14 protein-coding genes, 3 rRNA genes and 1 riboswitch are annotated in these 25,894 nt (G+C 69.1%); of the genes, 7 read left to right on the top strand and 10 right to left on the bottom strand.

The window, feature by feature from the left end; all coding sequences use genetic code 11:
• Positions 1 to 2: 2 nt before the first annotated feature.
• From ACKTSN_RS24795 to ACKTSN_RS24775, 5 genes are all read right to left on the bottom strand, one after another.
• Positions 3 to 566 carry a GNAT family N-acetyltransferase gene (locus ACKTSN_RS24795; protein WP_409471115.1) on the bottom strand — a complete coding sequence of 188 codons (564 nt, stop codon included), beginning with the start codon at positions 564 to 566 and terminating at the stop codon, positions 3 to 5.
• Between the two features lie 61 nt (positions 567 to 627).
• Positions 628 to 744: ribosomal RNA gene (gene rrf / locus ACKTSN_RS24790) — 5S ribosomal RNA — on the bottom strand.
• A gap of 95 nt (positions 745 to 839) precedes the next feature.
• Positions 840 to 3,961 (bottom strand): 23S ribosomal RNA (locus tag ACKTSN_RS24785).
• 303 nt (positions 3,962 to 4,264) lie between these two features.
• Positions 4,265 to 5,790 (bottom strand): 16S ribosomal RNA (locus tag ACKTSN_RS24780).
• Together the 16S, 23S and 5S rRNA genes form the textbook arrangement of a ribosomal RNA operon.
• Positions 5,791 to 6,427: 637 nt before the next feature.
• Complete coding sequence (locus tag ACKTSN_RS24775) at positions 6,428 to 6,982, bottom strand: MarR family winged helix-turn-helix transcriptional regulator (protein WP_129798593.1); 555 nt, start codon at positions 6,980 to 6,982, stop codon at positions 6,428 to 6,430.
• A 151-nt stretch (positions 6,983 to 7,133) separates the two neighbouring features.
• Between ACKTSN_RS24775 and ACKTSN_RS24770 the strand changes: the two genes are divergently transcribed.
• Positions 7,134 to 8,393: an MFS transporter gene (locus tag ACKTSN_RS24770; protein ID WP_409474913.1), complete on the top strand. Its 1,260-nt coding sequence runs from the start codon at positions 7,134 to 7,136 to the stop codon at positions 8,391 to 8,393.
• A 180-nt stretch (positions 8,394 to 8,573) separates the two neighbouring features.
• Here the strand turns inward: ACKTSN_RS24770 and ACKTSN_RS24765 are convergent, their stop codons facing one another.
• Together ACKTSN_RS24765 and ACKTSN_RS24760 are read right to left on the bottom strand one after the other, a co-directional pair.
• Positions 8,574 to 10,220 (bottom strand): ATP-binding SpoIIE family protein phosphatase, encoded by a 1,647-nt coding sequence (locus ACKTSN_RS24765; RefSeq protein WP_409471114.1) that lies wholly within the window; start codon positions 10,218 to 10,220, stop codon positions 8,574 to 8,576.
• Positions 10,221 to 10,455: 235 nt separating this feature from the next.
• Positions 10,456 to 11,823 carry an NAD(P)/FAD-dependent oxidoreductase gene (locus ACKTSN_RS24760; protein ID WP_409471113.1) on the bottom strand — a complete coding sequence of 456 codons (1,368 nt, stop codon included), beginning with the start codon at positions 11,821 to 11,823 and terminating at the stop codon, positions 10,456 to 10,458.
• A 422-nt stretch (positions 11,824 to 12,245) separates the two neighbouring features.
• Between ACKTSN_RS24760 and ACKTSN_RS24755 the strand changes: the two genes are divergently transcribed.
• Both ACKTSN_RS24755 and ACKTSN_RS24750 read left to right on the top strand, forming a co-directional pair.
• On the top strand, positions 12,246 to 13,007 hold the full coding sequence (locus tag ACKTSN_RS24755) for a TetR/AcrR family transcriptional regulator (RefSeq protein WP_409471112.1): 762 nt from the start codon (positions 12,246 to 12,248) through the stop codon (positions 13,005 to 13,007).
• 221 nt (positions 13,008 to 13,228) lie between these two features.
• Positions 13,229 to 15,058 (top strand): sigma-70 family RNA polymerase sigma factor, encoded by a 1,830-nt coding sequence (locus tag ACKTSN_RS24750; RefSeq protein ID WP_409471111.1) that lies wholly within the window; start codon positions 13,229 to 13,231, stop codon positions 15,056 to 15,058.
• A 34-nt stretch (positions 15,059 to 15,092) separates the two neighbouring features.
• On the opposite strand, the gene ACKTSN_RS24745 is transcribed toward ACKTSN_RS24750, so the two are convergent.
• Entirely contained in the window at positions 15,093 to 17,177 is a 2,085-nt protein-coding gene (locus ACKTSN_RS24745; RefSeq protein WP_409471110.1) for an asparagine synthase-related protein, read from the bottom strand.
• A 712-nt stretch (positions 17,178 to 17,889) separates the two neighbouring features.
• Here ACKTSN_RS24745 and ACKTSN_RS24740 point away from each other — a divergent pair.
• The 4 genes from ACKTSN_RS24740 to ACKTSN_RS24725 all read left to right on the top strand — a co-directional run bounded on the left by ACKTSN_RS24740 (position 17,890) and on the right by ACKTSN_RS24725 (position 23,080).
• Positions 17,890 to 19,314 (top strand): MFS transporter, encoded by a 1,425-nt coding sequence (locus tag ACKTSN_RS24740; RefSeq protein ID WP_129798599.1) that lies wholly within the window; start codon positions 17,890 to 17,892, stop codon positions 19,312 to 19,314.
• Positions 19,315 to 19,399: 85 nt separating this feature from the next.
• Positions 19,400 to 20,611 (top strand): L-2-hydroxyglutarate oxidase, encoded by a 1,212-nt coding sequence (gene lhgO, locus ACKTSN_RS24735; RefSeq protein WP_409474912.1) that lies wholly within the window; start codon positions 19,400 to 19,402, stop codon positions 20,609 to 20,611.
• 203 nt (positions 20,612 to 20,814) lie between these two features.
• The gene (gene trmB / locus ACKTSN_RS24730; protein WP_409471109.1) at positions 20,815 to 21,702 is read left to right on the top strand and encodes a tRNA (guanosine(46)-N7)-methyltransferase TrmB; all 888 of its coding nucleotides are present in this window, start codon (positions 20,815 to 20,817) and stop codon (positions 21,700 to 21,702) included.
• A 49-nt stretch (positions 21,703 to 21,751) separates the two neighbouring features.
• Complete coding sequence (locus tag ACKTSN_RS24725; RefSeq protein ID WP_409471108.1) at positions 21,752 to 23,080, top strand: PrsW family intramembrane metalloprotease; 1,329 nt, start codon at positions 21,752 to 21,754, stop codon at positions 23,078 to 23,080.
• A 124-nt stretch (positions 23,081 to 23,204) separates the two neighbouring features.
• Here ACKTSN_RS24725 and ACKTSN_RS24720 read toward each other — a convergent pair whose 3' ends face one another.
• Positions 23,205 to 24,251, bottom strand: a complete 1,047-nt coding sequence (locus ACKTSN_RS24720; RefSeq protein WP_409471107.1) for a M23 family metallopeptidase — start codon at positions 24,249 to 24,251, stop codon at positions 23,205 to 23,207.
• An 11-nt stretch (positions 24,252 to 24,262) separates the two neighbouring features.
• Positions 24,263 to 24,420: riboswitch (cyclic di-AMP (ydaO/yuaA leader) on the bottom strand.
• A 225-nt stretch (positions 24,421 to 24,645) separates the two neighbouring features.
• Entirely contained in the window at positions 24,646 to 25,845 is a 1,200-nt protein-coding gene (locus tag ACKTSN_RS24715; protein ID WP_409471106.1) for a PP2C family protein-serine/threonine phosphatase, read from the bottom strand.
• Between the last annotated feature and the right edge of the window lie 49 nt (positions 25,846 to 25,894).

Genomic DNA, 25,894 nt, shown 5'->3' with positions numbered 1-25,894 from the left:
GTTCACCCTCTTTCGAGAACGAACTCCCGCTCACAGCCGCCCGTTTGTCCGTCCAGCGGCACGGTCACCCCACTCGGCTCGAACCCCACCTTCCGGTAGAAGGCCTGCGCCCGCCCGTTGTCCTCGTGCACGATGAGCCGCACCCGCTCCAGCCCCCGCCTCCAGGCCCACTCCAGGGCCTCGTCGAAGAGCAGCTCGGTCAGCCCGCACCCACGGTGCTCGGGCCGCATGTACACGCCCACGACATGCCCCTGCCGCCGCTCGACGGGAAACCCGGCCCAGTCCGTCGTCCCCGGCTCCTCGACCAGCACGGTCAACGTCCCGACCAACTCCCCGCCAGGTCCCTCAGCAACGATCTGCTGCGCCGCTACCGCTCCCGCGGCACCCCTCGCCGCCCGTTCCTGCCAGAAGGAGTCGGGCCGGGCAGCGGCCTCCTCATACGTCTCCAGAAAGGCAAGATGCGCCACCGGATCCCGCAGCGCCCTCAACCGCAGCTCCTTCACCGCCGGCCACTCGTCAGCACGTATGGACCGGACGACGTACCGCTCATCGGTGCTGATGCTCATGGGCGCCACCGTAACGCAGAAAACCCCCGTGCCGGACGGCACGGGGGTTTTCCCAATGATTGTTCGGCGGCGTCCTACTCTCCCACAGGGTCCCCCCTGCAGTACCATCGGCGCTGTGAGGCTTAGCTTCCGGGTTCGGAATGTAACCGGGCGTTTCCCTCACGCTATGACCACCGAAACACTATGAAACTGTGAACTTTGCCGCGCCATACCCGTGACCTGGGTATGGGGCTGTTCGTGGTTTCAGAACCAACACAGTGGACGCGAGCAACTGAGGACAAGCCCTCGGCCTATTAGTACCGGTCAACTCCACCCATTACTGGGCTTCCATATCCGGCCTATCAACCCAGTCGTCTACTGGGAGCCTTACCCCATCAAGTGGGTGGGAGTCCTCATCTCGAAGCAGGCTTCCCGCTTAGATGCTTTCAGCGGTTATCCCTCCCGAACGTAGCCAACCAGCCATGCCCTTGGCAGGACAACTGGCACACCAGAGGTTCGTCCGTCCCGGTCCTCTCGTACTAGGGACAGCCCTTCTCAAGACTCCTGCGCGCACAGCGGATAGGGACCGAACTGTCTCACGACGTTCTAAACCCAGCTCGCGTACCGCTTTAATGGGCGAACAGCCCAACCCTTGGGACCGACTCCAGCCCCAGGATGCGACGAGCCGACATCGAGGTGCCAAACCATCCCGTCGATATGGACTCTTGGGGAAGATCAGCCTGTTATCCCCGGGGTACCTTTTATCCGTTGAGCGACGGCGCTTCCACAAGCCACCGCCGGATCACTAGTCCCGACTTTCGTCCCTGCTCGACCCGTCGGTCTCACAGTCAAGCTCCCTTGTGCACTTACACTCAACACCTGATTGCCAACCAGGCTGAGGGAACCTTTGGGCGCCTCCGTTACCCTTTAGGAGGCAACCGCCCCAGTTAAACTACCCATCAGACACTGTCCCTGATCCGGATCACGGACCCAGGTTAGACATCCAGCACGACCAGACTGGTATTTCAACGACGACTCCCCCTGAACTGGCGTCCAGAGTTCACAGTCTCCCAGCTATCCTACACAAGCCGAACCGAACACCAATATCAAACTGTAGTAAAGGTCCCGGGGTCTTTCCGTCCTGCTGCGCGAAACGAGCATCTTTACTCGTAGTGCAATTTCACCGGGCCTATGGTTGAGACAGTCGAGAAGTCGTTACGCCATTCGTGCAGGTCGGAACTTACCCGACAAGGAATTTCGCTACCTTAGGATGGTTATAGTTACCACCGCCGTTTACTGGCGCTTAAGTTCTCAGCTTCGCCCACCCGAAGGTGAGCTAACCGGTCCCCTTAACGTTCCAGCACCGGGCAGGCGTCAGTCCGTATACATCGCCTTACGGCTTCGCACGGACCTGTGTTTTTAGTAAACAGTCGCTTCTCGCTGGTCTCTGCGGCCACCCCCAGCTCAGAGCGCGAAGCTCATCACCGGATGTGGCCCCCCTTCTCCCGAAGTTACGGGGGCATTTTGCCGAGTTCCTTAACCATAGTTCACCCGAACGCCTCGGTATTCTCTACCTGACCACCTGAGTCGGTTTAGGGTACGGGCCGCCATGAAACTCGCTAGAGGCTTTTCTCGACAGCATAGGATCATCCACTTCACCACAATCGGCTCGGCATCAGGTCTCAGACTTAATGCAAGGCGGATTTGCCTGCCTTGCGTCCTACACCCTTACCCCGGGACAACCACCGCCCGGGATGGACTACCTTCCTGCGTCACCCCATCACTCACCTACTAACCGCTTGGTTCGGCGGCTCCACCACTCCCCTCAACTCCGAAGAGATCAGGGCGGCTTCACGGCCTTAGCATCACGATGCTCGATGTTTGACGCTTCACAGCGGGTACCGGAATATCAACCGGTTATCCATCGACTACGCCTGTCGGCCTCGCCTTAGGTCCCGACTTACCCTGGGCAGATCAGCTTGACCCAGGAACCCTTGGTCAATCGGCGCACACGTTTCTCACGTGTGTATCGCTACTCATGCCTGCATTCTCACTCGTGAACCGTCCACCACTGCCTTCCGGCGCGGCTTCACCCGGCACACGACGCTCCCCTACCCATCACAGCCGCCGTTGGGCGTATTGCTGCAATGACACGACTTCGGCGGTACGCTTGAGCCCCGCTACATTGTCGGCGCGGAATCACTAGACCAGTGAGCTATTACGCACTCTTTCAAGGGTGGCTGCTTCTAAGCCAACCTCCTGGTTGTCTGTGCGACTCCACATCCTTTCCCACTTAGCGTACGCTTAGGGGCCTTAGTCGATGCTCTGGGCTGTTTCCCTCTCGACCATGGAGCTTATCCCCCACAGTCTCACTGCCGCGCTCTCACTTACCGGCATTCGGAGTTTGGCTAAGGTCAGTAACCCGGTAGGGCCCATCGCCTATCCAGTGCTCTACCTCCGGCAAGAAACACACGACGCTGCACCTAAATGCATTTCGGGGAGAACCAGCTATCACGGAGTTTGATTGGCCTTTCACCCCTAACCACAGGTCATCCCCCAGGTTTTCAACCCTGGTGGGTTCGGTCCTCCACGAAGTCTTACCTCCGCTTCAACCTGCCCATGGCTAGATCACTCCGCTTCGGGTCTTGAGCGCGCTACTGAATCGCCCTGTTCGGACTCGCTTTCGCTACGGCTTCCCCACCCGGGTTAACCTCGCAACACACCGCAAACTCGCAGGCTCATTCTTCAAAAGGCACGCAGTCACGAGACACCAGCAAGCTGATGTCCGACGCTCCCACGGCTTGTAGGCACACGGTTTCAGGTACTATTTCACTCCGCTCCCGCGGTACTTTTCACCATTCCCTCACGGTACTATCCGCTATCGGTCACCAGGGAATATTTAGGCTTAGCGGGTGGTCCCGCCAGATTCACACGGGATTTCTCGGGCCCCGTGCTACTTGGGTGTCTCTCAAACGAGCCGCTGATGTTTCGACTACGGGGGTCTTACCCTCTACGCCGGACCTTTCGCATGTCCTTCGCCTACATCAACGGTTTCTGACTCGTCCCACGGCCGGCAGACCGTGGAAGAGAGATCCCACAACCCCGTATACGCAACCCCTGCCGGGTCTCACACGCATACGGTTTGGCCTCATCCGGTTTCGCTCGCCACTACTCCCGGAATCACGGTTGTTTTCTCTTCCTGCGGGTACTGAGATGTTTCACTTCCCCGCGTTCCCTCCGCATACCCTATGTGTTCAGGTATGGGTGACAGCCCATGACGACTGCCGGGTTTCCCCATTCGGAAACCCCCGGATCAAAGCCTGGTTGACGACTCCCCGGGGACTATCGTGGCCTCCCACGTCCTTCATCGGTTCCTGGTGCCAAGGCATCCACCGTGCGCCCTTAAAAACTTGGCCACAGATGCTCGCGTCCACTGTGCAGTTCTCAAACAACGACCAGCCACCCATCACCCCGAACCCTTACGGTCCGAGTGCACTGGGGCCGGCGACCGAGGAAAGTTCATTCCCTCAGACACCCAACAGCGTGCCCGACACACTCCCCGCTTCCCTCAACGTTCCACGCTCCGAAGAGCAGTACTAGAAGGAGAAGACGATCAAGTGTGCCGAGTAGTCAACGTTCCACCCATGAGCAACCAGCATCAGACGTTCGCCGATGTACTGGCCTCTGACCAACCGGAGTTGGTGAGAAGTGCTCCTTAGAAAGGAGGTGATCCAGCCGCACCTTCCGGTACGGCTACCTTGTTACGACTTCGTCCCAATCGCCAGTCCCACCTTCGACAGCTCCCTCCCACAAGGGGTTGGGCCACCGGCTTCGGGTGTTACCGACTTTCGTGACGTGACGGGCGGTGTGTACAAGGCCCGGGAACGTATTCACCGCAGCAATGCTGATCTGCGATTACTAGCAACTCCGACTTCATGGGGTCGAGTTGCAGACCCCAATCCGAACTGAGACCGGCTTTTTGAGATTCGCTCCACCTCACGGTATCGCAGCTCATTGTACCGGCCATTGTAGCACGTGTGCAGCCCAAGACATAAGGGGCATGATGACTTGACGTCGTCCCCACCTTCCTCCGAGTTGACCCCGGCGGTCTCCTGTGAGTCCCCATCACCCCGAAGGGCATGCTGGCAACACGGGACAAGGGTTGCGCTCGTTGCGGGACTTAACCCAACATCTCACGACACGAGCTGACGACAGCCATGCACCACCTGTACACCGACCACAAGGGGGCGCCTGTCTCCAGACGTTTCCGGTGTATGTCAAGCCTTGGTAAGGTTCTTCGCGTTGCGTCGAATTAAGCCACATGCTCCGCTGCTTGTGCGGGCCCCCGTCAATTCCTTTGAGTTTTAGCCTTGCGGCCGTACTCCCCAGGCGGGGAACTTAATGCGTTAGCTGCGGCACCGACGACGTGGAATGTCGCCAACACCTAGTTCCCACCGTTTACGGCGTGGACTACCAGGGTATCTAATCCTGTTCGCTCCCCACGCTTTCGCTCCTCAGCGTCAGTAATGGCCCAGAGATCCGCCTTCGCCACCGGTGTTCCTCCTGATATCTGCGCATTTCACCGCTACACCAGGAATTCCGATCTCCCCTACCACACTCTAGCTAGCCCGTATCGAATGCAGACCCGGGGTTAAGCCCCGGGCTTTCACACCCGACGTGACAAGCCGCCTACGAGCTCTTTACGCCCAATAATTCCGGACAACGCTTGCGCCCTACGTATTACCGCGGCTGCTGGCACGTAGTTAGCCGGCGCTTCTTCTGCAGGTACCGTCACTTTCGCTTCTTCCCTGCTGAAAGAGGTTTACAACCCGAAGGCCGTCATCCCTCACGCGGCGTCGCTGCATCAGGCTTTCGCCCATTGTGCAATATTCCCCACTGCTGCCTCCCGTAGGAGTCTGGGCCGTGTCTCAGTCCCAGTGTGGCCGGTCGCCCTCTCAGGCCGGCTACCCGTCGTCGCCTTGGTGAGCCATTACCTCACCAACAAGCTGATAGGCCGCGGGCTCATCCTGCACCGCCGGAGCTTTGCAGCCCCCGCCATGCGGCGGGGGCTCATATCCGGTATTAGACCCCGTTTCCAGGGCTTGTCCCAGAGTGCAGGGCAGATTGCCCACGTGTTACTCACCCGTTCGCCACTAATCCCCACCGAAGTGGTTCATCGTTCGACTTGCATGTGTTAAGCACGCCGCCAGCGTTCGTCCTGAGCCAGGATCAAACTCTCCGTGAATGTTTACCGGTGATCCGGTGCAACACCACGAGAGCGGTGCGAGGGGAGGAATAATCCCCTCGCACACAGCGTCCTCGCTGTGTTATTTCAAAGGAACCTCGCCCTCCCGAACGGGAGAGACGGGGTATCAACATATCTGGCGTTGACTTTTGGCACGCTGTTGAGTTCTCAAGGAACGGTCGCTTCCTTTGTACTCACCCTCGCGGGCTTTCCTCCGGGCTTCCCTTCGTTCTTGCGTTTCCGACTCTATCAGATCTTTTTCCGATCCGATTTCCTCGGTGCTTTCCAGGTTCCCGCTTTCGCGTTTCCCTTTCCGGCGGTTCCGACTCTATCAGACCCTTCGGGTCTGACTCCCAGTCAGCGGGGTTTGCCTTCCCGGCCGTTGGGCCGTTCCGACGCCTCAAACCTTAGCGGATTCTCTCGGTGATTCCCAATCGGGCCGCCGAGTCCCACTCGAATTGAATTCGGGCGCGCCGAAATCAACCCCGTCGGGAGATCGTGCTGGTGGTTTGAGTTGCCGCTTTCGCGGCGGGAGGTGCTGCCGCAGAACCGTTACGGCTCCGTGGCAACCCGAAGAACTTTACGGATCGGGTAGGGGACTGTCAAGCTCCCCCTGTCAAGATCTTTTACGCCCGCTTCAGTCCAGGTCGCTGAGGCGGCCGCCGGCGTCCGGCTGGGCGTGTTCCACCCTGCGCAGGAGCCTGGTCAGGACCTCGCCGAGGACTGTTCGCTCGTCCGGGGACAGGTCCTGCAGGAGGTCCTCCTCGAAGACCGACGCCAATCGCATGGCCTCGAGCCACTTCTCACGACCCTCGGGGGTCAACTCCACGATCACCCGTACGCGATTGGTCTCGTCCCGCTCCCGGGTGACCAGACCCTCGGCGACCATGCGGTCGATGCGATGGGTCATCGCGGCCGGTGTGAGACCGAGGCGCTTGGCGAGGTCGCTGGGGCCCATGCGGTAGGGGGCGCCGGAGAGGACAAGGGCCTTGAGGACCTCCCACTCGGCGTTGCTGATGCCGAGCGCGGCGGTCTGGCGGCCGTAGGCGACGTTCATACGGCGGTTCAGGCGGGAGAGTGCTGAAACGATCTTCTCGACCTGGGGGTCGAGGTCCCGGAACTCGCGCTGGTAGGCGGCGATCTGTTCTTCGAGTGTCGGCTCGGTGACGCCGGTGCCGGTGGTGTCGCCCATGGGGGAAGTATCGCACGGTCCTGCTTGGCGTTGAAGTCCTTCTGTATGTACTCTTTAGCTTCGAAGTTTAGGGGTGAAGTCTTCATCCCTAACTAGTGACGCTCGCAAGTACTTGAGAGAGGTGGACGTGACCAGGGCGATGGGCGCAGCAATGCGCCGGATCCACGTGGGCAACGCACTCAGCGCGTTCGGGCTCGGCTTCACCGTCCCCTACCTGTACGTCTATGTGGCGCAGGTGCGGGGACTGGGGGCCATGACGGCGGGGCTCGTACTCGCCGTCTTCGCCGTGGCCGCGCTGGTCGTGCTGCCGTTCGCCGGGCGGGCCATCGTCCGGCGTGGCCCGCTGCCGGTGCTGCTCGCCGCCCTGGTCACCGCCGCGCTGGGGGCGCTGAGCCTGGGGTTCGCGGGCCATGCGGTGGCTGTGCTGCTGTCGGCGGGGGCGCTCGGGGCCGGGCAGGCCGTGATGCAGCCGGCGCTGGCGACGATGATCGTGGACTGTTCGTCGGCGGAGACGCGGTCTCGGGCGTTCGCGATGCAGTTCTTCCTGCAGAACCTGGGGCTGGGTGTCGGCGGGCTCATCGGTGGTCATCTCGTCGACGCGACCCGGGTCTCGTCCTTCACGCTGCTGTTCGCGATCGAGGCGGCGATGTTCCTGCTGCTGGTCGTGGTGATGGCGACGGTGCGGATGCCGCACTCGCCGCGGATCGGGGATGCGCCGGGGCGGTCGGCGAAAGGCAGCTGGAAGCAGTTGCTGGGTAACCGGGCGATGGTGCAGCTGTGTGTGTTGGGGTTCGTGCTGTTCTTTGCGTGCTACGGGCAGTTCGAGTCGGGGCTGAGTGCGTACGGGGTCGAGGCGGCCGGGATTTCTACGTCTGCCCTGGGGACGGCGCTGGCTGCCAACACCGCGATGATCGTGGTGGCGCAGTTCGCCGTGCTGAGGTTCGTCGAGCGTCGGCGGCGGTCGCGGGTGATCGCGGTGGTCGGGCTGATCTGGGCCGTCGCGTGGGTCGTGGCCGGGTATGCGGGGTTGGGGCACGGTAGCCAGGAGATGGCTACGGCGGCGTTCATCTCGACGTATGCGCTGTTCGGGCTGGGTGAGGCGATGTTGTCACCGACGGTGGCTCCGCTGGTTGCCGATCTTGCGCCGGTGGGGATGGCTGGGCAGTACAACTCGGCGTTCGCGCTGGTGAAGCAGCTTGCGTTGGCGGTTGGGCCGGCGGTGGGTGGGCCGATGGGGGCCGCGCTGCACGGGCCGTATGTCGTGACGTTTCTGCTGTTCTCGTTGGGGATCAGTGTGTTGGCGGTGCGATTGGGGCGGCAGTTGACTGAGGTGCAGGATCGGCCGTGGCTGGGGCGGAGTCGGGTTGTTACGCGGGGTGGGGCTTCGGAGGCGGTTCCTGCGGAGGCGTGAGCTGTGGGCACGTGAGGCGGAGGACGCCGACGTTGTGGCTGGGCGGGGGTGGGGTGCGCAGCCGGCGCTGACGGGGTGCCGCCCGCGCCCACCCGTGCCACCCTGGGGGCCCCTCTGGGGGAGGCACGAATGCCCGCGGGCTGACGGCGGCGCGAATGCCCGCGGACTACGGCGTCGTTGTCAGGCCTTCGGGAGGGCGAACTCGCACCACACTGCTTTTCCGCCGCCCGGGGTTCGTCTGCTGCCCCAGTTGGAGGCGATGGTCGCGACGATGGCGATGCCTCGGCCCGACTCGTCGCCCGGTTCTGCGCGGCGGCGGCGGGGGAGGTGGTCGTTGCCGTCGGTGACCTCGACGATCAGGCGGCGGTCGGTGCGGCGTAGGCGGAGGCGCATGGGTGGGGTGCCGTGTTGGAGGGAGTTGGCGACCAGCTCGCTCGCCGCGAGGACGCCGAGGTCATGCAGGTCGGGTGGGAAGCGCCAGCTGGTGAGGACGCCGGAGGCGAACGCACGCGCGCGTGGGGCCGCTTCCACGCCGCCGAGCAGTTCCAGGGCCGCGTTGCGGAACAGGTCGCTCTCCGGGCCCGTACGGGCTGGATGCTGGAGAACCAGGACGGCGACGTCGTCGTCGTGGTCCGCCGTCACGCCCGCCGAGCGGACCAGGCGGTCGCAGATGACCTGCGGGGTGCCGGTCGCGCCTGCCAGGGCGCGCTCGAGGGCGGCGATGCCCTCGTCCAGGTCCTTGTCCCGGCGCTCCACCAGGCCGTCCGTGTAGAGGACGGCGGTGGAGCCGGGGCCCAGGGGGATCGAGCCCGAGGTGTGCATCCAGCCGCCCGTCCCGAGGGGCGGGCCGGTGGGTTCGTCGGCCTGCAGGACGTTGCCGCTGTCGTCGCGGACGAGGATGGGGAGGTGGCCGGCCGAGGCGTACACCAGCCGTCCCTCGTTCGGGTCGTGGACGGCGTACACGCACGTGGCGATCTGATTGGCGTCGATCTCCGCGGCGAGGCCGTCGAGGAGCTGGAGGACCTCGTGCGGGGGCAGGTCGAGGCGGGCGTACGCGCGGACGGCGGTACGGAGCTGGCCCATGACCGCGGCGGCACGGACGCCTCTGCCCATGACGTCGCCGATGACCAGGGCCGTGCGGCCGCCGCCCAGGGTGATCACGTCGTACCAGTCGCCGCCGACGGCGGCCTCGGTGCCGCCGGGCTGGTAGGTGGCGGCGATGCGGAGGTCGTCGGGCTGTTCCAGCTCCTGGGGGAGCAGGGAGCGCTGGAGGGTGACGGCGGTCTCGCGCTGCCGGCGTTCGCTGGCGCGGAGGCGTTCGGCGGCCTCGGCGTGGTCGGTGACGTCCGTGGCGAAGACGAGGACGCCGGGGTCGCTGCCGTCGCCCTCGGCGACCGGGGTGCAGGTGAAGGTGTAGGAGCGGCCGTCGGGGGCCTTGCGGGACTTGACCGTGCGGGGCTTGCCGCTGCGCAGGACCTGGTCCAGGAGGGGCAGCAGGCCCAGTTCATGGAGTTCCGGCAGGGCCTCGCGGGCGGGTGCGCCGGGCGGGCGTACGCCGAAGGCGGTGGCGTAGGCGTCGTTGACGTAGGCGAGGCGGTGGTCGGGGCCGTGGACCAGGGCGACGAGGGCGGGGACTCGGTCGAGGACCTCGCGTACCGGGAGGTCGTCCACGGCGGGGACCGGCACCGGGTCGTCGGTCAGGTGTTCGGTGCGGGCTGCGGGGACGGAGCCATCACCTCGCCGGTCCGGGGTGACCGTGTGTGCGGTCCGCGCTGCGGCGCGGCGCTGCGTTCCGGGGAGCCGGGCGCTCCAGCGCGTGAAGTTCACGAATCCTTGCCTCGTGTAGTCGTCGTCGGCCGGCTCCGGATCCGGCCCGGTCCCCCGGGGGTCGTACGTCGATGGCCGTACCTTGTCACGGCCCCTGGGAAGTACAGCACTTGGGAGAAGCCTCGTGGGTTGGTGGGCAGGGGCTCGCCCTGTCGCGGGGATCAGTCTGGCAGTGTGGCCGACCGTGCCGACATCCGTCAGACGCCGGGGTGGCCGCAGGAGTTCCTCGCGAGGGTCAGGTCGACCCCTTCGGGTCGTAAGGAGGCTTTCCACCGGCCGCGAGTTCGAACTCGGCTCGGGGATGTTCGAGTGAACCGAGCGAGACGATCTCCCGTTTGAAGAGGCCCGCGAGGGTCCATTCCGCCAGCACGCGCGCCTTGCGGTTGAAGGTGGGCACCCTGCTGAGGTGGTAGGCGCGGTGCATGAACCACGCGGGGTAGCCCTTCAGTTTGCGCCCGTAGACGTGGGCGACGCCCTTGTGCAGTCCGAGGGAGGCGACCGAACCGGCGTACTTGTGGGCGTACGTCTGGAGGGGTTCGCCGCGCAGGGAGTGGACGATGTTGTCGCCGAGAACCTTGGCCTGACGGAGCGCGTGCTGGGCGTTGGGGGCGCATGTGGTGCCGGGTGCGCCGACGGTGACGTCGGGTACGGCAGCGGCGTCTCCCGCGGCCCACGCGTGCGCGTGCCCCTCGATCGACAGTTCGGCGGTGCATTGCAGTCGGCCGCGCTCGGTGAGCGGCAGGTCGGTGGCGGCGAGCAGCGGATGGGGTTTCACGCCGGCCGTCCAGACGACCGTACGCGTGGGGAATCGTTGTCCGTCGCTGAGGACCGCGACCCGGTCGGCGCAGGATTCGAGGCGGGTGCCCAGGAGCACCTGGATGTTGCGGCGGCGTAGTTCGGTGACCGTGTAGCGGCCCATTTCCTCGCCGACCTCGGGGAGGATGCGGTCCGAGGCCTCGACGAGGATCCACTTCATGTCCTCGGGCTGGACGTTGTGGTAGTAGCGCGTGGCGTAGCGGGCCATGTCCTCCAGCTCGCCGAGTGCCTCGACTCCGGCGTACCCGCCGCCCACGAAGACGAAGGTGAGGGCCGCGTCGCGGATGGCGGGGTCGCGGGTGGAGGAGGCGATGTCCATCTGCTCCAGGACGTGGTTGCGCAGGCCGATGGCCTCCTCGACGGTCTTGAAGCCGATGCCGTGGTCGGCGAGGCCGGGGACGGGCAGGGTGCGCGAGACGGACCCGGGGGCGAGGACGAGTTCGTCGTACGACAGCTGCTCGGTGCCGGTGCCCTCCTCCTCGGTGGCGAGGGTGGTGAGGGTCGCGACGCGTTCGGCGTGTCGGATGGAGCGGACCTCGCCGATGACGACCCGGCAGTCGGCCAGGACGCGGCGGAGCGGTACGACGACATGGCGGGGGGAGATGGAACCGGCGGCCGCCTCGGGGAGGAACGGCTGGTACGTCATGTACGGGTCGGGCGTGACGACCGTGATCTCGGCCTCGCCGCGCCCGAGTTCCCGTTTCAGCTTCCGCTGCAGGCGCAGGGCCGTGTACATCCCGACGTAGCCGCCGCCGACAACGAGAATGCGCGCAGGTTCCTTCACCATCCCATGACGCACCCGGCGCTTGCGTTTGTCCACAGCTCCGGCAAATTGTGTGACCGCGCGCGGGGCATGCGCGGGGGTGGCCGAAATGTCGGCGCAGGCGACAGCCGTGCAGGTCAGCGAGGGTGAGCCGGGTGGCGTAACGGTGTGCAACCGGGACGTATACGACCCGTACTCCGATCGGGGGGCGCTCCGTGCGGAACCTGCCCCTTCTGAATTGAGCCCCTCTCAACTATGTTCGTGTGTCGACGGGGTGTAGGGGGATGCGCTCGCCGGGTTCCCGGGTGCCTGGGTTCTCGGGCTCGCGACGGGCAGGCTCGTGGTCCGGCGGGCGGGCTCGCGGTTCCGGGCTTGTTCCACACGCTCCGGCTTACCTATGGCGGGGAGAGTCTCCGGGGGGAGACGTCATTACCGGGGGATTTCGTATGCACATTCAGGACTCTCGTTGGTCTACCACTTCTGCCATCGCACCTGGTGGTGTGGTGGGCGCGGCGGCGGGCAACGGACGCGGGGACGGACCGCGGACGACGCCGCTGCGCGTGGACGCACAGCGCAATCTCGAGCATGTACTGCGGGCGGCGCGCGAGGTCTTCGGCGAGCTGGGCTACGGCGCGCCGATGGAGGACGTGGCGCGGCGCGCCCGGGTCGGTGTCGGCACGGTGTACCGGCGCTTCCCGAGCAAGGACGTCCTGGTCCGGCGGATAGCCGAGGAGGAGACCTCCCGGCTGACCGACCAGGCCCGGGCGGCGCTCGGCCAGGAGGACGAGCCGTGGTCGGCGCTGTCGCGTTTCCTGCGTACGTCGGTGGCCTCGGGTGCCGGGCGGCTGCTGCCGCCGCAGGTGCTGCGGGTGAGCGTCGCGGACGAGGCCGGCGAACGCGCCGGGCTCGACGAGGCGCGGGTGCCGCAGCAGCGGATCCAGCCCGGCGCCGGTGAGCTGCGGCTCGTGCCGGAAGGGTCGTCGACGGCCGAGGAAGACAGCGGGGCGGCGGCGCTGCTGGACGTCGTGGGCCAGCTCGTGGAGCGGGCGCGCACGGCGGGTGAGCTGCGGCCGGACGTGTCGGTGTCGGACGTCCTGCTGGTCATCGCCACGGCGGCGCCCTCGCTGCCGGATGCCGCGCAGCAGGCGGCGGCTTCGGCGCGGCTGCTGGACATCCTGCTGGATGGGCTGCGGTCGCGACCGGCGTGACGTGTGGTGCAGCGGGTCGGGGGCGGTGCGCCACCCCCGGCCCAACGCCTCCTCCGTGACCCCCCGTTGAGCCTTGCCCGAACGACTGACGACCGGTACCGGCGCACAACAGGTCCCCACGGACGAGTGGATGGTCCGCACTCCGCCTCCTGAACAAAAGCCAATATGGCACTCTGGCTCCTGTTCGGGGCTGGTTGGGCAGGCGGCGGGGGCTTTCCGCGATGGGCGTTGACGGGCGGGACGAGTCACTCGGTGGCGACGGCACCGAGGCCGAGGGCCTCACGCCACCCCAGGTACCGGCGCAGCGCGACGGGCGGCGGGACGGCTTCCTGACGCCGCCGACGTCCGACGCCGGCCTGGTCACACGGATGCGCGCGGGCGACGACACGGCCTACGAGGAGCTGTACCGGCGCCACGCGGACGCGGTCCGCCGGTACGCGCGCACGTGCTGCCGGGACGCCCACACCGCAGACGACCTCACCGCCGAGGTCTTCGCCCGCATGCTCCAGGCGGTACGCGGCGGCTCCGGGCCCGAGCACGCCGTACGCGCGTATCTGCTCACCACCGTCAGGCGGGTCGCCGCGAACTGGACGAACTCCGCGAAGCGGGAGCAACTGGTCGACAACTTCGCGGTGTTCGCCACACAGGCCGCCCGGTCGGACGGGTCCAACCCGGACACACTCGAACTGGGCGCCGATGTACGGGCGATGCACGAGGCCGAGCAGTCCCTGGCGATGCGGGCCTTCCGGTCGCTGCCGGAGCGCTGGCAGGCCGTGCTGTGGCACACCGAGGTCGAGGACGAGTCCCCGAGCGAGGTCGCCACGCTCTTCGGGCTCGACGCCAACGGCACCCGCGTCCTCGCCAGCCGCGCCCGCGAGGGCCTCAGACAGGCCTACCTCCAGGCCCACGTCAGTGCCGCCCTCACCAGCGACGAGGAGTGCGCGCGCTACGCCGACCAGTTCGGCACGTACGCCCGCCGCAGGCTGCGCACCCGCGCCGAGCGGGGTCTGCGCAAGCACCTGGAGGAGTGCGCCAGGTGCCGGCTGGCCGCCGGCCAGATCGAGGAGGTCGCCGGAGGCATCCCCGCCGTCGTGCCGGTTGCGGTCATCGGCTGGTTCGGAGCCGCCGGGTACGCCAAGGCGGCCGGGATCGTCGCCGGAGGCGCCGGAGCGGGTGCTGCGGGTGCAGCGGGCGCGTCGGGCGGTGGCTCGTCCGGCGGGGCGGGCGCCGGTGGTGCGGCGTCGGAGGGGCTGGGTGCGCCGGTGAAGGCCGGTATCGCGGCCGGGGTGGTCGCCACGGCGATCGCGGTGGTCGCGCTCGCCCTGGCCGGCGACGACAGCCCGCCCGAGGAGCCGGAGGCGAGGCCGCGCGCGTCCGCGCCGATCGTCCGGCCCGAGCCGCCCGCGCCCACTCCCACGCCCACGCCCACGCCGTCGCCCGAGGAGCCCGCTCCGAGGCCGCCGGCGATCGTCCCGGCGGCGGATCCGGCCCGGACACCCACACCGTCCCCCACGCCCACTGCGGCGCCCGCTCCGACGCCCACGCCCACCCTGGAGCCGACGCCCACCCCGACGCCTACGGCGACGCCCACTCCGACCCCGACCCCGCCGCCCCCAGGGACCGACTACCAGCTGAGCGAGCTGTCCTACGACCTCACCGGCGACGGCACCGAGCCCGAGATGCGGCTCAGCGGCAGCACCTGGGTGTGGCAGCGCAGCGGCCTGTCGATCGGCGGTACGTCGTACGCGCGCGGGGTGACCGTCCACGGCCGGTCCTCCGTCACCGTCGACCTCAACCGCGAGTGCGCCTCCTACGACGCGTGGGTCGGTGTCGACGACGGGATGCTGAAGCTCGGCCTGGTCTCCTTCTCCGTCCACGCGGATGGTGTCCAGCTGTGGAAGTCCGGGGTGATCAAGGGCGGCGACGCCGCCGTCCCCGTCCATGTGGACCTCACCGGACGCAGGACCGTACGGCTGGTGGTGGAGCCGCACAGTCCCCTCGACAACCTGGCACTCGCGGACTGGGCCGCGTCGAAGTTCACCTGCTCGTAAGGGGCGTCGAGGCGCGTTCCGCACGCGCGTCGGCTCACGCGCCCGAGGCCAGCGCCCCCCGGCGCGGTGTGATCCCCGCCGGTACCGCACGCGCGCGTGCCGGTGTTCCCGTCCAGCAGGTGCCGCGCCGGGCGAGCAGGCGGCGCAGCCACAGCTCCAGGGACACCAGGTCGGCGAGCCCGTCCAGGGGCAGGGGGTCGCCCTGTGCCGCCGCGCGCAGGGCCTTGCGGACGACCCGGGCCTCGACCAGCCCGGCCTCCGCCAGCAGGGGCGTGTCGAACAGCGCCATCAGGGAGTCCACGGCAACGCGCAGTCCCGCACGTGCGGCCGCCGCCGCGGGCGCATGCGAGGGCGCGCCCCAGCCGGGCGGGAGGTCGGCGACGCCGGCGCCCTTCAGGACCGTACGCAGGATCGCCGCCCGGGCCCCGGGCTGGACGCGCAGCGCCTCGGGGAGGGCCCGGCAGGCGCGCACGACCTGGTTGTCGAGGAAGGGTGTGTGCAGGCGCTGGAAGCGGATCTCCGCGGCCTGCTCCAGTACGCGGAGATCCGCGGCCGCCCGGGCCAGCGCCCCGCGCGCGCGGAAGTCGCCCGGCCGCTGCCCGGGTCCTACTCCGGAGCGATGGGTCGCCCCCTGCAAGCGAATCGATACTTCTGCCAGCGCCTCACCGGTCAGCCACCGGGCCGCCGGCCCCGGTCTGGCCCAGGTGAGCGCGGCGAGCGACGCCCCCACCGCTCCGCCGGGTTCGTCGAACCGCTGCTGGAGCAGCCGCTCGGCGAGCCTCTCCAGACCCGCGCCGTAGGGCGTCCGGGCGAGCCGGCGCGCGGCGGCGTACACGCGCGCGGGAACCATCACCGAGCCCTCGGCCTTCGCCAGTGCGGCCACCGGCCGCACCAGGTGCCGCCGCTGCCGGTCCATCAACAGGTCGGCCAGGCGCGCCGGATGGGCGTCCAGCACCTGTCGGGCGCCGTAGCCGGTGAGGTGGTCGGCGCTGCCCGCGGCGAGCCGCGTGCGATGCCGTACGGCGGTCACCAGGCTGGGGCCGGGCTCGTCCGTCAGCGGGCCGTCCAGGTTGCCGTACGGCAGGGTCTCCTCGCCGCCGGTCACCACCACGTGGTGCAGGCGGGGGTTGGCGGCCAGGGTGCCCGCCCGCTCCAGTTCGGCCTCCCGGCCGCCGACGGCCAGGTCGTTGAAGGTGACGGCCAGCAGCCGCTCGCCCGCGCCCGTGCCGTGCCCCAGCACGGTCCCCGGCATCCCGGGCAGCCCCGCCGCCAGCAGGGCGAGGGTGCCCGAGGCCGACCCGCCCGACAGATCCGCGCCGATGCCGGGCACCGGCGTCCCGCGTGCGGCACGCCGCTCGGCCGGCCCCATGCCGGGCACGGGCCCGGGGTCGATGTCGGCGCCGGGGACGTGCCGGGGCGCGGCGAGGCGGGCGCGTACGGCCTCGACGAGCGCGTCGCGCACGGCACCGACCGCGCTGTCGGGATCGGCGGGTGGCGCCGCGACGGCGAGGGAGGCCACCGGCTCGTACCCGGCGATCTCGCGCGCCCCGGCGCGCAGGATCAGTGCATGCCCCGGCGGAATGCGCCGCACGCCGTCGTACGGGGTGGAGTCCTGCAGCGCGGCGGGTACGTCGGGGGCGGCCAGCAGGGCCGCGAGGTGACCGAAGTCGAGGTTGGCCTCGATGAGGTCGGCCAGCGGCAGCGCGGCGGTCGCGTACGCCGTGCCGCCCGCCCAGGGGGTGTGGAACACCGGGCGGGCGCCCGCCAGGTCACCGCAGACCGTGATCCGCCGGCCGACCTGGACGACCGCGGTGTAGCTGCCCGGCCAGGCCGTCAGATGCCGAAGTGCCCCTCCGCGCGCGGCGAACAGCCCGACCCGCAGTTCCTCGTCCGACGCCCCGCACGTGCCGAGCACCGCGATCCGGCTCTGGGCGTCGGCCGTGACCACCCGTACCTCGTCGGGGCGCCAGTCGCCGACCGCCCACAGCGGATCGGGGTCGCCCCACAGGAGTTGGGAGCCGACCGGGTGCAGGGTCTCGCCGTCGTAGCCGGTGGCTCCCGCGGAGCCGAGGCCGACGGCCCCCGCGGCGGTGCTGCTCCATCCCACCAACCACCGCATCGACGCCTCCACAGGCTGGGGACAACCAGTGCACCGTACGAACCGGTTCCCCATGCTGCCACGAAGCGCGCGCCCCAGAGCGTCGACGGTGCCGCTTGTGATCCCCGAAATGCGCCCCGCGCACCGCCCCGTGCGACCCCGCAGCCGGCCCGAGAGCTCTCAACACCCGCCCCGCACAAGGCAACTGCGACGCGAATGCGCCCCCGATACGCTCCCCGAAAACCCCCAACGCGCCCTCAAACACCATGGTGGACGCGGTAATCACGCACAGACAGCCGGGTCGATTTTCGGCCAATTCGCTGCTACGCCACGTCGACCGCGAGCGCCCCGTACACGCTCCGTACAGGCTCTGCGCACTGCTCGGTCAGCGCACGGTCCGGGAGGCGGAGTTCGCCCCCCGGACCGGTCCGCCGCCCGCGGGGATTGAGGCGGCGGTGTCCCCCAGCCCACTGGTCCCAGTACAGCGGGCCGACCCACGCACAGCCATGGAACCGCTCCCGAGGTGGCCGGAGAAGAGCGCACGGACGGGCGCACGGCCACACACCGGGAGCACGTCACAACTGTGCGTACCGGGACCGTACTTGCGTACGGACCACAATCCCGCCATCCGGAAGAATGCCCCTTAACGCTTGGGATGCGGCGAACTACGCTGGGTTTACGAATGCCGCGTGGTTATGCCAGCGCGGCAGCCGTCTGTGTCGAGGGGTGGCGCATGTCCAGGGAGCAACGCGGGCCCAACGAAAAGCTCGGCGCCGTTCTCGCCCTCGCGGGAATCAGCAACGCAGGACTCGCACGACGGGTCAACGATCTCGGCGCACAACGCGGGTTGACGCTTCGCTACGACAAGACGTCCGTGGCGCGCTGGGTGTCGAAGGGCATGGTGCCGCAGGGTGCCGCGCCGCACCTCATCGCGGCCGCCATCGGCCAGAAGCTCGGCCGCCCGGTGCCGCTGCACGAGATAGGCCTGGCGGACGCGGATCCCGCACCCGAGGTGGGCCTCGCCTTCCCCCGGGACGTCGGGCAGGCGGTGAAGTCGGCGACGGAGCTGTACCGCCTCGACCTCGCCGGCCGCCGGGCAGGCTCCGGCGGCATCTGGCAGTCGCTCGCCGGATCGTTCGCAGTGAGCGCATACGCAACGCCCGCCTCACGGTGGCTGATAACCCCGGCCGACAGTTCGGTCGCGCGGGACGCGAACCCCGCCGAGGGCTCCGGCGCACCGCTCAAAGTCGGCCACAGCGACGTACAGAAGCTGCGGGAGGCAGCCGAGGACGCCAGGCGCTGGGACTCCAAGTACGGGGGCGGCGACTGGCGTTCGTCGATGGTGCCGGAGTGCCTGCGCGTGGAGGCGGCCCCGCTGCTGCTCGGCTCGTACTCCGACGAGGTCGGCCGCGCCCTGTTCGGCGCCTCCGCCGAACTCACCCGCCTCGCCGGGTGGATGGCCTTCGACACCGGCCAACAGGAGGCCGCCCAGCGCTACTACATCCAGGCCCTGCGCCTGGCCCGCGCGGCGGCCGACGTCCCCCTCGGGGGATACGTCCTGGCGTCCATGTCGCTCCAGGCCACCTATCGCGGCTTCGGCGACGAAGGCGTCGACCTCGCCCAGGCCGCGCTGGAGCGCAACCGGGGACTGGCCACGGCCCGCACCATGAGCTTTTTCCGGCTCGTCGAGGCACGCGCGCATGCGCGCGCGGGTGACGCCCAGGCGGCCGGAGCGGCCCTGAAGGCCGCCGAGGGCTGGCTGGAGCGGTCCCGCGAGGGCGACAGCGATCCGTCCTGGCTCGGCTTCTACTCCTACGACCGTTTCGCCGCCGACGCCGCCGAGTGCTACCGGGACCTGAAGGCGCCCCGCCAGGTCCGCCGCTTCACCGAGCAGGCGCTGTCGAAGCCGACGGAGGAGTACGTCCGCTCCCACGGCCTGCGGCTCGTCGTCTCGGCCGTCGCCGAACTGGAGTCCGGAAACCTGGACGCGGCCTGCGAGCAGGGCGTGCGGGCGGTCGAGGTCGCCGGGCGCATCTCCTCCGCACGGACCACCGAGTACGTGAAGGACCTCCTGCACCGTCTGGAGCCGTACGGCGACGAACCGCGCGTGGTGGAGCTGCGGGAACGGGCCCGCCCGCTGCTGATGGCACCGGCCTGAGGCCGAAGGGCCGGCTGAGGGCCCGCCCGGGTTTGAGCGCATTGTCAGTGGCGCAGTGCACTATCGAAGCCGGGAGGTGGAGCAGGTGCGGAAGATCGCCTACGACTGCGACGTGCTGGTGATCGGCGGCGGGATCGTCGGTCTGTCGACGGCGTATGCGATCACGCGTGCCGCGCCGGGCACGCGCGTGACGGTGCTGGAGAAGGAGCGGGGCCCGGCCCGGCACCAGACGGGGCGCAACAGCGGCGTCATCCACAGCGGGATCTACTACCGCCCCGGCTCCCTGAAAGCGCGGTACGCGGTGCGGGGCGCGGCCGAGATGGTGAAGTTCTGTGCGGAGTACGGCATCGCGCACGCCGTCACCGGCAAGCTGATCGTCGCAACGCAGCGGGCGGAGCTGCCCCGGCTGCACGCGCTCGTGCAGCGCGGCCGGGAGAACGGCATTCCGGTACGGGAGCTGGTCGCGGCGCAGATCGAGGAGTACGAGCCTGAGGTGCGGGGGCTGGCGGCGATCCACGTCGGTACGACCGGCGTCTGCGACTTCGCCGCCGTTGCGCGGCAGCTGGCGGAGGCGTCCGGAGCGGACATCCGGTACGGGGCACAGGTGCTGCGGGTCGACCGGCGGGCGGGGCTGGGGGTCGCCGTGCGGACCGCGGACGGGGCGGTCGTGCGGGGGAGGGTGCTGGTGAACTGCGCCGGGCTGTACTGCGACGAGATCGCGCGGATGACCGGGGACGACCCGGGGATGCGGATCATTCCCTTCCGGGGCGAGTACTACGAGCTGGGGCGGCCGGAGCTGGTGCGGGGTCTGGTCTATCCGGTGCCGGATCCGGCGTTCCCGTTCCTCGGGGTGCATCTCACGCGCGGGATCGACGGGGGTGTGCACGTCGGGCCCAACGCCGTGCCGGCGCTCGCCCGCGAGGGCTACGGGTGGGGGGTGATCCGGCCGCGTGAGGTGGGGCTGGCGCTGAGCTGGCCCGGGGCGTGGCGGATGGCGCGGCGGCACTGGCGGTACGGGGGTGGGGAGGTGCGGCGGTCGGTGTCGAAGGGGGCGTTCACCGAGGCGGTGCGGAGGCTGTTGCCGGCGGTGACGGAGGGGGATCTTGTGCCGGCGGCTTCGGGGGTGCGGGCGCAGGCGGTGCTGCGGGACGGGACGCTGGTGGACGACTTTCTGATACGGGAGGGGGAGCGGGCCGTGCATGTGCTCAACGCGCCGTCTCCTGCGGCTACGGCGTCTCTGCCGATCGGGAGGGCGGTGGCCCGGAGGGTGTTGTCAGTGTTGGGTGCGGTGAGCTGAGGGGGACCGGCGTGGGCTGAGCGGGGTTCACGGGACCGGCGTGGCACCTGGCGGGGGTGGGGTGCGCAGCCCGGCGCTGACGGGGTGCCTCCCCCAGAGGGGGGACCCCAGCGCCTACCCGTGCCGCCCCAGGCGGCACGACTGCCCGCGGGCTGACGGGCCGAGCCGGCGCAGTCTTTCGGCCGCGTAAAATCGACTCCACTGTGTCTGACTCTCTCCACACCCCCGAAACCCCCCACCCCACCCCCGGTGTCTCTGTTCGGCGTACGCGGGGGAAGGGGGGGCCGCGGTTTCCTGGTGGGCCCAAGGCGGATCCTGCGGGGTCGCACTTCGAGCGGCGGATTCGGAGTTTTCAGCCGCGGCGGAGCCGGGTGACCGCCGGACAGGCCGACGCGTTGCAGCGGCTGTGGCCCAAGTGGGGACTGGACATCGACGGGCAGCGGGTCATCGACCTGACGGAGTTGTTCGGCAACGCCAACCCCGTCGTGCTCGAGATCGGGTTCGGGATGGGCGAGGCCACCGCCCGGATGGCCGCCGCAGACCCGGACACCAACATCCTCGCGGTGGACGTCCACACGCCCGGCCAGGGCAATCTCCTCAACCTCGCCGACCAGTCCGGCCTCACCAACATCCGGGTGGGCAACGGCGACGCCATCATCCTGCTGCGCGAGATGCTCTCCCCCGACTCCCTCGACGGGCTGCGCGTCTACTTCCCCGACCCCTGGCCCAAGAAGCGGCACCACAAGCGGCGCCTGATCCAGCCGACCTTCCTCACGCTGGCCGCGACCCGGCTCAGGCCGGGGGCGATCGTGCACTGCGCGACCGACTGGGAGCCGTACGCCGAGCAGATGCTCGAAGTCCTCACGGCGCATCCCGCCTTCGAGAACACCCGGCCCGACGGCGGTTTCGCGCCACGCCCCGGCTTCCGCCCGCTCACCCGTTTCGAGGGCCAGGGCCTGGACAAGGGTCATGTCGTGAACGACCTGCTCTTCCGCCGCGTACAGCACGAACAGCACCCCGCAGAACACGCACACGCACAGCACGAAGAGCACCACCAGCAGGACCACGACCAGTCCTCCACCGGCGCCTGAGCCCTCGCGCCCTCGCGGGCGGCGCCCCTGCCTCGTTAGGGTCAATGCCGTGGCCACCAGTCCCCCGTACCCGACGCACCCCAGCGTTCCCACCGGCGGCGCACTGCGGCGGCATCCGCACTGGTGGCAGCGCACGTGGGTGCGTTACGGCGCGCTGATCACCCTGCTCGCGATCTCCGGCCTCGTCATCCTCGCCCTCGTCCGCGAACAGACCGGAACCGAGGGATTTCTGGTCGGCCTCGGCCTCGCGATCCTCCCGGTACCGCTCCTCATAGCCGCCTTCCGCTGGCTCGACCGCGTCGAGCCCGGCCCCTGGCGCAACCTCGTCTTCTCCTTCGCCTGGGGCGCCTGCGCGGCGGCGCTGATAGCGATCGTCGCCAACAGCTTCGCGACGAGATGGATAGCGACGGCGACCGCCGATCCGGCGAGCGCGGACACCCTGGGCGCCACCGTCATAGCGCCGATCGTCGAGGAGTCCGCGAAGGCGGCCGCCATACTCCTGCTCTTCCTCTTCCGCCGCCGGGACTTCACCGGGATCGTCGACGGTGTCGTCATCGCCGGGGTCACCGCGACCGGGTTCGCGTTCACCGAGAACATCCTCTACCTCGGCACCGCCTTCGGCACCGACCAGCTCACCGGCGGCAGCGGCATCGCCTCCGTCACAGCGGCGACCTTCTTCGTCCGCGTCATCATGTCGCCGTTCGCGCACCCCCTCTTCACCGTCCTCACGGGCATCGGCTTCGGCATCGCGGCGCTCGCCGGGCAGCGCCAGCATCTGCGGCGCGTTCTGATGCCGCTGTCCGGGCTGCTGCTCGCGATGGGCATGCACGCGTTCTGGAACGGCTCGGCGACCTTCGGCAACTTCGGATTCTTCGCGGTGTACGGCGGGTTCATGGTGCCCACGTTCGGACTGCTGACCTGGTTGGTGATCTGGACCCGGCAGCGGGAGCTGCGGACCGTGCGCGAGGAACTGCCGGCCTATGTCGCCGCCGGCTGGCTGGCACCGGCCATGCCGTTCGCGCTGGGCTCGATGCGGGCGCGCCGGCTGGCCAGGGAGTACGCCGGGCACCACCTGGGGAAGCCGGCCGCGCGGGCGGTGGCGCAGTACGAGGCGTACGCGACGTCGCTGGCGTTCCTACGGCATCGCGGGCGCCGGGGCCGGGCCGGCGCGGACTTCGTCGTACGGGAAGGCGAACTGCTGTGGGAGCTGTGGCGCCGACGGGAGGTGGCGCGGCCGGCGCTGGAGTATGCGGCGCGGGTCACGGCTCCGCCGGTACCGGTGGCTGTGCCGCCCTGGCCGATGACGGCACCGTATCCCGCATACCAGCCGTATCCCCAGTACCAACGGCATCCCGCGTACAACCCGTACCAGTCGTAGCGGCGCGCCGAGCGATCGGCGCCATGAGGTCCCGGCAACAGCCGTTCCGCACACACCGCGAACCGGCAGCCCTGACGTCGGGGGGGTTGCCGTCAGGACCGCCGGGGTTCGAAAGGAGCGGCTGTCAGGGGTTGAGGCCCTTGCTCTGCAGCCAGGCCAGCGGGTCGATGCCGCTGCCCGCACCGTCGGGGTGCACCTCGAGGTGCAGGTGAGCCCCGGTGACGTTGCCCGTGGCGCCCACGCGCCCGATGACCTCGCCCGTGGTGACCTTCTGGCCGACGCTGACGTTGATGGACGACTGGTGGGCGTACCAGATCTCGGTGCCGTCGTCGAGGGTGAGGACGGTCTTGTAGCCGTACGACCCGTTCCAGCCGGCCTCGGTGATCGTGCCGCTGTGCACGGCCTTGAGCGGCGTGCCCGTCGGCGCGGCGAAGTCGAGGCCGGTGTGGTAGCCGGAGGACCACAGGGCACCGGCCTGACCGAAGCTCGAGGTGATGGTGTACGAGGAGGTGGGCAGCGCGTACTGCTTGGCCAGCTGGGCGAGGCGCTCGGCCTCGGCCTTCTGGCGGGCCTCCTCCTCGGCCTTCGCCTTCGCGGCGGCGGCCTTGGCCTCGGCCTCCTTCTCGGCCTTGGCGGCGGCTTCGGCGGCGGCCTTCTCGGCGGCGGCCTTGGCGGCGGTGGCGGCCTTGGTGTCGACCTGGTCCTGCTGCTGTTCGGCCTGGGCGATGATGCGGGTGCGCAGCGCCTCACCGGCGTCGGTGGTGCCCTGGGCGGTGTCCGCGGTGGTCACGCCGAGGCCGCTGAGCGGAGCGGTGGCGGTCTCGGCGGAGGTGTCGGAGTCGGCGGAGTCGTCGGAGATCAGCGCGCCCACGGCCGGCAGGTCGGGCATCGAGATCGACACCGGCGGCTTGCCGGTCTGCGCGCTGGCCATGCCGCCCGCGCCGACCGCGGCTATGACGCCGACGCCGAGAACCGTGGAGCTGCGGGCGAGTCCACCGCCGCGCTGCTTGGAGACGCGATGCCGGCCGCGTACGGGGCGGAGGGACTCCGCGGTGGGGTTCCACTCCTCCCAGGGACCCTCGTCGGTGCGCTGCCCGCCGTAGACGACGGTGTCGCCGGAGCGCTGGGGCGGCACGAAGGGGGCTTCTGGGGCAGGCCGGTTGGACGCCACGTAGGCGTACTCCTTTCCTTCCTTCTCGCCTACCGGGTTAGCTGACGGGTTCGGAGCAGGAAGGTCTCCTACGCGCGTAAATCAGCCGTGCTACCACGGCGACTTACGCCCGATTCACCCCAAGTTGGTGGTTCCCCGGTTCCCTTACGGGATTCGGCGCGTGCGCACGGAGCCGACTCTTGTGACGGCTGGGACGACCGCGCTGCGTTATCGGACGTTAATAGAAGCGGGGCGTGAATTCCAAGCGGTTCCACTTGATCTTTAACGATTTCCGGCCGGACGTACAGGCCCATGAACGGCGAAAATCGGGCGAGTTGACCACGCTTCAAAGGCGTCACAGTTTCTGACTGTATGTCAGTTGTTATGCGGAGGGCGTTCGCCCGATCACGTCCGGTTACGGTCGTCGTACGGCGAGCAGAGCCATGTCGTCGGTCATCCCGCCCCCGGAGTGCCGACGCACTTCTTCGGCCAGAGCGCCGAGCAGCTCGCCGGGTCCGCGGAAGGTGCGGCCCGCCAGTCGCCCCGCGGGGTCGTAGAACCTGCCGTGCGCGTCGCGGGCCTCGGACAGGCCGTCGGTGTGCAGCAACAGCATCGCCCCGTCCGGAAAACGGGACTCCTCCACACGGGCCGGCCAGGCGCCCAGATCGCCCATGCCGAGCGGTAGCGCGGGTTCGCGGGCGGGCAGCGGACGTACGGCGCCATCGGCACACAGCAGCAGCGGCGGCGGATGACCGCGGTTGAGGATCCGTACGACCCCGTCACCGGGCGGCAGCTCGGCGAGTACGGCGGTGGCGAACCCCTCGGTGGCCTCGACGCCGTCGCGCCGCGCGGCCTCGCGCGTCAGCGCCCGCTCCAGCCGCTCGGCGACCCCCTGAAGCGTCGCCTCCTGCTCGGCGGCCTCCCGGAACGCCCCGATGACCACGGCGACGGCCCCCACCGCGCCCATCCCCTTGCCCCGTACGTCGCCCACGACGAGCCGTACGCCGTGCGGGCTGTCCTGCACCGCGTACAGGTCGCCGCCGATGAAGGCGTCCGCCTGGGCCGCCTCGTAGCGTGCCGCGATGTCGAAGCCGCCGATCCGCCCGAGGGGTTCGGGCAGCACCGCGCGTTGGGCGGCCTCGGCGATCTTCCACGCCGAGTCGAGCCGGGCGTGGCTGCGGCGTACCAGCGCATTGATGAGCACGGCCAGCACGGCGACCGTCGTCACGGTGACGAGCTCGGTGAGCGCGTCGACGCGCAACGCCGTGCCGTACCGGATGTGCAGCCCGAGCGCGACGGTGACGGACGCGATGCCGGTGAGGATCGTGGCCCGCCGGGACAGCAGCGGGGCGGCGACCAGGGGTGCGGCGGTGAACAGGGGGGCCGCGGTGTAGGGGCGGGGTGTGACGTAGTCGTAGACGCCGCCGGTGACGAGCAGCAGCGCGGGCAGCGCCCGGACGAAGGTGCGCGCGTACGAGATCCGCCGCGCCTCGCTCCGGCCGGCCTGCAGGCGCGCGGCCTCACCGCCGAGCCCGTGGCCAGGGACCGTCTCCTCAGGCAACCGCCCGCCCCCTCGGGCGTACGGCGCCTCTCCTTCAGCCTCCGCAGGCCGCACCCTCGTCTCCCGCCACGCACGTCCACGCACCGCCTCGTCCGTCCAGGTT

This window comes from Streptomyces flavusporus (assembly GCF_046267975.1).
GTDB classification, from domain to species: domain Bacteria; phylum Actinomycetota; class Actinomycetes; order Streptomycetales; family Streptomycetaceae; genus Streptomyces; species Streptomyces flavusporus.
The sequence above is the reverse complement of the archived record's forward strand: the minus strand, read 5'-3'. Positions and strand labels throughout refer to the sequence as shown.